The sequence below is a fragment of the Micromonospora phytophila genome, assembly GCF_023656545.1.
In the GTDB taxonomy this organism is placed as follows: Bacteria; Actinomycetota; Actinomycetes; order Mycobacteriales; family Micromonosporaceae; genus Micromonospora; species Micromonospora phytophila.
This window is the reverse complement of record NZ_JAMOKF010000316.1, coordinates 1-6,315: the sequence shown is the minus strand read 5'-3', so window position 1 is coordinate 6,315 and position 6,315 is coordinate 1. Positions and strand designations below refer to the sequence as shown.

General features: G+C 73.7%; 5 protein-coding genes. 2 read left to right on the top strand and 3 right to left on the bottom strand.

The window, feature by feature from the left end; translation table 11 throughout:
• A partial coding sequence (locus tag NCC78_RS25950) for an LOG family protein (protein ID WP_250797737.1) occupies positions 1-890 on the bottom strand: 890 nt, incomplete at its 3' end.
• 155 nt (positions 891-1,045) lie between these two features.
• Here NCC78_RS25950 and NCC78_RS25945 point away from each other — a divergent pair.
• Positions 1,046-1,219 carry a hypothetical protein gene (locus NCC78_RS25945; protein WP_250797736.1) on the top strand — a complete coding sequence of 58 codons (174 nt, stop codon included), beginning with the start codon at positions 1,046-1,048 and terminating at the stop codon, positions 1,217-1,219.
• A 109-nt stretch (positions 1,220-1,328) separates the two neighbouring features.
• Here NCC78_RS25945 and dapE read toward each other — a convergent pair whose 3' ends face one another.
• The gene (gene dapE / locus NCC78_RS25940; protein WP_250797735.1) at positions 1,329-2,402 is read right to left on the bottom strand and encodes a succinyl-diaminopimelate desuccinylase; all 1,074 of its coding nucleotides are present in this window, start codon (positions 2,400-2,402) and stop codon (positions 1,329-1,331) included.
• Between the two features lie 137 nt (positions 2,403-2,539).
• On the opposite strand from dapE, the gene dapD reads away from it, so the two are divergent.
• Positions 2,540-3,499, top strand: coding sequence for a 2,3,4,5-tetrahydropyridine-2,6-dicarboxylate N-succinyltransferase (gene dapD, locus NCC78_RS25935; RefSeq protein ID WP_250797733.1), 960 nt, complete (start codon positions 2,540-2,542; stop codon positions 3,497-3,499).
• A 50-nt stretch (positions 3,500-3,549) separates the two neighbouring features.
• Here dapD and NCC78_RS25930 read toward each other — a convergent pair.
• A partial coding sequence (locus NCC78_RS25930; RefSeq protein WP_250797732.1) for a S8 family serine peptidase occupies positions 3,550-6,315 on the bottom strand: 2,766 nt, incomplete at its 5' end.

The following is a 6,315-nucleotide window of genomic DNA, read 5'->3' as shown; positions in this document are numbered from 1 at the left end:
CGGCGCGCCCCGGTCGCCGGCGCGGAGCCCGGACCGGTGCCGGCGCGCGGCCCGGCCCCTCCGGCGGCGCGCTGGTCGGCGGCGTTCCGGGCGACGGCCTCCTCGCGTACCGCCTCCAACTCGGCGGTGAGGGCGGCCTCTGCGTCGACGATGTGCCGGACCGCCGCGTCGACGTCGTCGGTGACGCAGATCAGCTCCAGGTCCACCGCCCCGATCTTGCCGTCGGCGGCCATCGTGTCGCGGAGCCAGTCGAGCAGCCCGCGCCAGTAGTCCGCGCCCATCAGCACCACGGGGAACCGGGTCACCTTGCCGGTCTGCACCAGGGTGAGCGCCTCGAAGAGCTCGTCCATGGTGCCGAACCCGCCGGGCAGCACGACGAACGCCTGGGCGTACTTGACGAACATGGTCTTGCGGGCGAAGAAGTAGCGGAAGTCGATGGGCAGGTCGACCCAGTCGTTGATGCCCTGCTCGAAGGGGAGTTCGATGCCGAGCCCGACGGACAGGCCGCCGGCCTCGGTGGCGCCCCGGTTGGCCGCCTCCATCACGCCCGGCCCGCCGCCGGTGATCACCGCGTAGCCGGCCCGGGCCAGGGCGGCTCCGAGTTCCTCGGCCAGCCGGCACTCGGGACTCTCGGGCCGGCTGCGGGCGGAGCCGAAGACGCTGACCGCCGGGGGCAGGTCGGCGAGGGTGTCGAACCCCTCGACGAACTCGGAGAGGATCCGCAGGGCCCGCCAGGCGTCCTTGCTCTTCCAGTCGCCCCGCTCCCGGGAGTCGAGCAGGCGCTGGTCGGCGGTGCTGTTCGTGGTCGCTTGTCGACGCAGCGTCACTCCGCCCCGGTCCCGCTCCCGACCTGGGTCGCGTCCGTTCTCCCGCCCGTTGCTCTGCCCCATGTGAGCAACCGTAGTGGAGTCGCAGCGGCCGGGTGCGCGGGGCGACGAGGCCCGCAAATAGTTCGCGATCTTGGGCAACGAATCGGCTCGCTCGCACGTCTTACTATTCACATACCGGGTATGCCCCGGCGCGCGCCTTCGGGGGAGGAGCCAGCGTGATCAGCAACACCGAGATGATCCGGATCCGGCGTCAGATGCAGCGCCGCATCCGCGACGTGGTGGCCGAACGCCGCCGTGCCCGTCTGATGGAGCCGTCCAGCACCGATCCGACCGGCGGGACCGCCGACGCCCGCGACACGACCGGGTCGTCCCTCGCCACCTCCGCCTGACCGCCCGCACTCCGAAGGTGCGGGCGGCCCGGGTCGATCAGGAGGTCCGCGTCGCCGACAACGGGCCCGGCGACGCGGGCCTCCTGATCACTGCCGGGCGGCGGTCGCCTCAGGCGGAGGCGAGCCACCGGTGCAGGGTGGCGGCCCCTTCGCGGATCTTGCTGATCTCGACGTGCTCGTCCTTGTGGTGCGCCAGGTTGGGATCGCCCGGGCCGAAGTTCAGCGCCGGGATGCCCATCGCCGCGAACCGGGCCACGTCCGTCCAGCCCAGCTTGCCGATCGGGGGCGCGCCGACCGCCGCCAGGAACTCCTGCGCCGCGGGCGATTCCAGCCCCGGCGGCGCGCCCGCCGCCGCGTCGGTCACCGTCAGCTCGAAGCCCGCGAAGACCTCCCGCAGGTGGGCCTCGGCGGCGGCCGGGTCACGGTCCGGCGCGTACCGGTGGTTGATTTCGATCTCGCAGCGGTCCGGGATCACGTTCCCGGCCACCCCGCCGACGATCCGGACCGCGTTCAGGCCCTCCCGGTAGTCGCAGCCGTCGATGGTGACCCGCCGGGCCTCGTAGGCCCCCAACCGGCGCAGCACCTCGCCCGCGCCGTGGATGGCGTTGACCCCGTGCCAGGAGCGGGCCGCGTGGGCACGTTCGCCGTGGGTGGTGATGATCGCCCGCATGGTGCCCTGGCACCCGGCCTCGACGATGCCGTGCGTCGGTTCGAGCAGCACCGCGAAGTCCGCCTGCAACCACTCGGGGTGCGCCTCGGAGACCAGGAAGAGCCCGTTGTACCTCGACTCGATCTCCTCGGCCTCGTAGAAGAAGTACGTCACGTCGTAGCGCGGGTCGGGCAGGGTCACCGCCAGGTGCAGCGCGTACGCCACCCCGGACTTCATGTCGGAGGTGCCGCAGCCGTACATCAGGTCGCCGCGCATGCTCGACGGGAAGTTGTTGTTCAGCGGCACGGTGTCCAGGTGCCCGGCGAGCACCACCCGCTGGGCCCGCCCCAGGTCCGTACGCGCCATCACCGTGTTGCCGTACCGGTGGGTGGTCAGGTGCGGTACGCCCCGCAGCACCTCCTCGACACAGTCGGCGATGGCCTTCTCGTTGAGCGACACGGACTCTATGTCGACCAGTGCGCGGGTCAGCGCCACCGGATCGGCGAGGACCTCGGGGGTCAGCGGGTTCTCCATGGTTCGCACGGTACCTTCAGATCCGGTGAGCGTATGGAGCGAGCTTTGCGGCCCCTCTCGGGCAGCGCGAGGAGTGAGCTTGCGAGCCCCGCAGTCGTGAGCAGAGGCCAGCCCGGCCGCGAACGAGAGGTGAAACAGTGACGTCCGCAGATTCCGCCTGGGGCATCGGCCTGGCCACCGTCACCGCCGAGGACCAGGTGCTCGACACCTGGTACCCGACCGGCAAGCTGGGGCTCGGCGAGCTGCCGCTGATCCCCGGCGAGGACGAGGCGGACGTGCTCGACCTGCCGCCGGGAGCGGTCGGCGACCGGGCGCTGCCCGGTCTGCGTACCGTGCAGGTGGTCACCGTGATCGGCTCGCTGGACGACCCGATCAAGGACGCCGCCGACGCGTACCTCCGGTTGCACCTGCTCTCCCACCGCCTGGTGCGGCCGAACGAGCTCAACCTCGACGGCATCTTCGGCAAGCTGGCCAACGTGGCCTGGACGTCGGCCGGACCGTGCCCGCCGGAGCGGGTGGACGAGCTGCGGGTCATCGAGCGGGCCGCCGGCCGCCACCTGGCGGTCTACGGGGTGGACAAGTTCCCCCGGATGACCGACTACGTGGTGCCCTCCGGCGTGCGGATCGCCGACGCCGACCGGGTCCGGCTCGGCGCGCACCTGGCCGCCGGCACCACCGTCATGCACGAGGGCTTCTGCAACTTCAACGCCGGAACCCTGGGCACCTCGATGGTCGAAGGGCGGATCGTGCAGGGCGTGGTCGTCGGTGACGGCTCGGACGTGGGCGCCGGAGCCTCCATCATGGGCACCCTCTCCGGCGGCGGCACCGACAAGGTCCGCATCGGCGAGCGGAGCCTGGTCGGCGCGAACGCCGGCATCGGCATCTCGCTCGGCGACGACTGCGTGGTGGAGGCCGGCTGCTACGTCACCGCCGGCTCCAAGGTCACCCTGCCGGACGGCCGGGTGGTCAAGGCCCGCGAGCTCTCCGGGGTCGACGGGCTGCTCTTCTGGCGCAACTCGGTCACCGGCGCGCTGGAGGCGAGGCCGCGTACCGGCAGGGGCATCGAGCTCAACGCCGCGCTGCACGCCAACGACTGACGGCCGCTCCTCCGGGTCCGCGCTGGACGCGGACCCGGAGGAGGTACGCCTCACCGCAGGCGGTACGCCTGGATGATGCGCTCGGTCACCGTGTCGCCCGCGGTGTTCCGGGCGGTGGCCCGCAGGGACACGTGTCCGGTGCCGGCGGGGTGCCGCAGGGTGGCCGTCCAGCCGTCGCCGCCCTTGCGGACCCGGGCCGGCTGCCAGGTCTTCCCGCCGTCGTAGGAGACCTCGACGGTCAGCGCGGCGACCCGCGCCGACGGCGCACCCGGTTGCCGCTGCACCCGCACCGGGATCACGAAGCTCCGCCCGGCCGGCGCGGCGTTCTCCGCGTCGAGCCGGGGGGCGAACCGGATCGCCGACGCCGGCAGCGGGGCGAAGCCGTCACCGGCGACGTGCCGGGACCGGAACGTCCACGCCGTGGCCACCTCGGTGCTGAGGTCGGTGAAGCTCCGCTTCGACAGCACCTCCAACCGGTAGTCGGCCGCGCCCGGGGGCACCTCGAACTGACCGTAGCCCGGGTCGCCGCTCTCCCCGACCAGCTTGCCGTCCCGGTAGAGGGCGGTCCGGGCGGTGTCGGCGAGCGACCCGCCGGCGTGCCCGTCGGCGTCGCTGTGCAGGGGCACGTCGACCAGGATCTGGTCCCCCTGCCGGGTGATGCCGGCGCCGGGCCAGCGGGGCGTGGGGAACGACGGCCCGTAGGGCGCGCTGTTCCAGCTTTCCCGGTACCGCTTGCCGGCCCGGTAGCCGCGTGGTTCCCTGGTCAGCATCGCCTTGAGGTCGGTCCAGCCGTCGTCGGCCGGTACGCCGAAGCCCAGCTCGGAGTACCAGCGCACGCCCCGCGTGTTGTGGTGCTCGACCCGCCGCCCCGGCACCGCCGTCGGCAGGACCACCGCCCAGCCACCGAGGTCCGGCTCGAGCTGCGGGTAGACCACCCGCTCGGCGACCATGCCGGGATACCCGCCGCGGAAGGTGTGCGTGACGGTGGCCAGGTCCCGGGCCCGGTAGTGGCGGACGAAACCGGTCGGCATCCGACCGGGGAACGCCTCGCTGAGGGCGTAGAGGTACGGACTGCTGGCGGCCTCCCGTTCGGCCCACTGGCTGCTGACCGTGGCGACGAACTGTTCCGCCGGCACCGCCCGGCCGAGCTGGCCCGTGGTGATCCCGGTGAAGTCGGAGCCCAGCAGGCCGAAACCGTAACTGCCGTCGGGGGTGAGGAAGTTCGCCCCGATGTCCACCAGCGCCGGGGTGGCCGAGCGCTGCGGCACCGTCGTCCGCACCGGGGCGGCCCGCCGGCTGTCGACGACGACCGTGGAGTCCCGGTCGACCGCCAGCTCCGGCTGGGCGATCACCGTGGAGCCGACGAACTCCTCGCCCTCGATCTCGAAGAGGTAGCTGGCCAGGCCGTACCGGCCCTTCGGCACCCGCAGCGCGGCCGTGCCGTCCGGGTCGTACAGGTCGTACGTGGCGAAGGCGTCCAGCCCGGCGAGGGTGGTGGAGTGGTTGCCGGTGGCCGCGCCCGCGCGGTCCAGGTGCCGGACGGTCACCGTGTAGCTCTCCACCTCCCGGTGCACGGCCAGTGGGGTGACCGCCACCGGGTCGCCCGCGCGGGCGACGATCCGGCCGGTGTAGTGGCCGTCCGGGCCGGCGACCCGGGTGTCGGCGGTGACGGTGGCGCTCGCCGTGCCGCCCGCGGGGACGCTGACCCGGCTCGCGCCGAGGACGAACATCCCGGCCGGGGCCGGCCCGCCGCCCGGGCCCGTCGCCTCGATGGCGAGGTCGAGGGTGAGCGCGGTCGGGCCGTCGTTGCGCCAGGTCACCGTGCGGGTGATCGGGGTGTCGTCGCCGTGCGGCCAGAGCGCCCGCCCGAACGAGACGCTCGGCGGGTCGCTGGTCACCCGCTGGGTGACCGCCCGGGCCACGTCGACCCGGCCGGCCCCCTGCTCGTACGCGGACCGCTGCGGGTGCGGCTTCGCGGAGGCCATCAGGGTGGCCTTGAGCCGGCCGGCGGTCCAGCCGGTGTGCTGCTGGGCGAGCAGCGCCACCGCGCCGGTGACGTGCGGGGCGGACATCGAGGTGCCGGAGAGCGAGACGTACCCCTCCCCCACCGGGTCGCCGATCACGCCGTCCTGCGCGCGGGCCGCGACGATCTCGACGCCCGGGGCGGTGAGGTCCGGCTTCAGGCCGTCGTCGCCGACCCTCGGTCCCCGGCTGGAGAAGTCGGCGAGCGCGTCGTCCCGGTCGACCGCCCCCACCGCCAGCGCGGCGTCGGCGGTGCCGGGCGAGTCGACCGGGGCGAAGCCGCCGTCGTTGCCGGCGGAGACCACGAAGAGCGCGCCGGTCTGCGCGGTCAGCGTGGTGACCGCCTCCTCCAGCGGGTCGACCTCCGGCGTGTCGTAGCCGGTCAGGCTCATGTTGACCACGTCCGCCCGCTGCTCGACCGCGGCCCACTGCATGCCGGCCAGGATCGCCGACTCGGTGCAGCCGAACGTCTCGCAGACCTTGCCGGAGAGCACCGTCGCGTCGGGTGCCACCCCTCGGTAGCGTCCGCCGGAGGCGGCGCCGCTGCCGGCGATGATGGAGGCGACGTGGGTGCCGTGCCCGACCACGTCGCCGGCGGCCGGTTCCTCGGTGAAGTTGCGCGCCTGCGCGACCCGGCCGGCCAGGTCGGGATGCTCGGTGTCGACCCCGGTGTCCAGCACGGCCACCCGGACGTCCCGGCCGGTGAAACCGGCCCGGTGGGCGGCTGGCGCGCCGATCTGCGGCACGCTGTGGTCCAGCGTGATCCGCCGCCGGCCGTCGAGCCAGATCCGGTC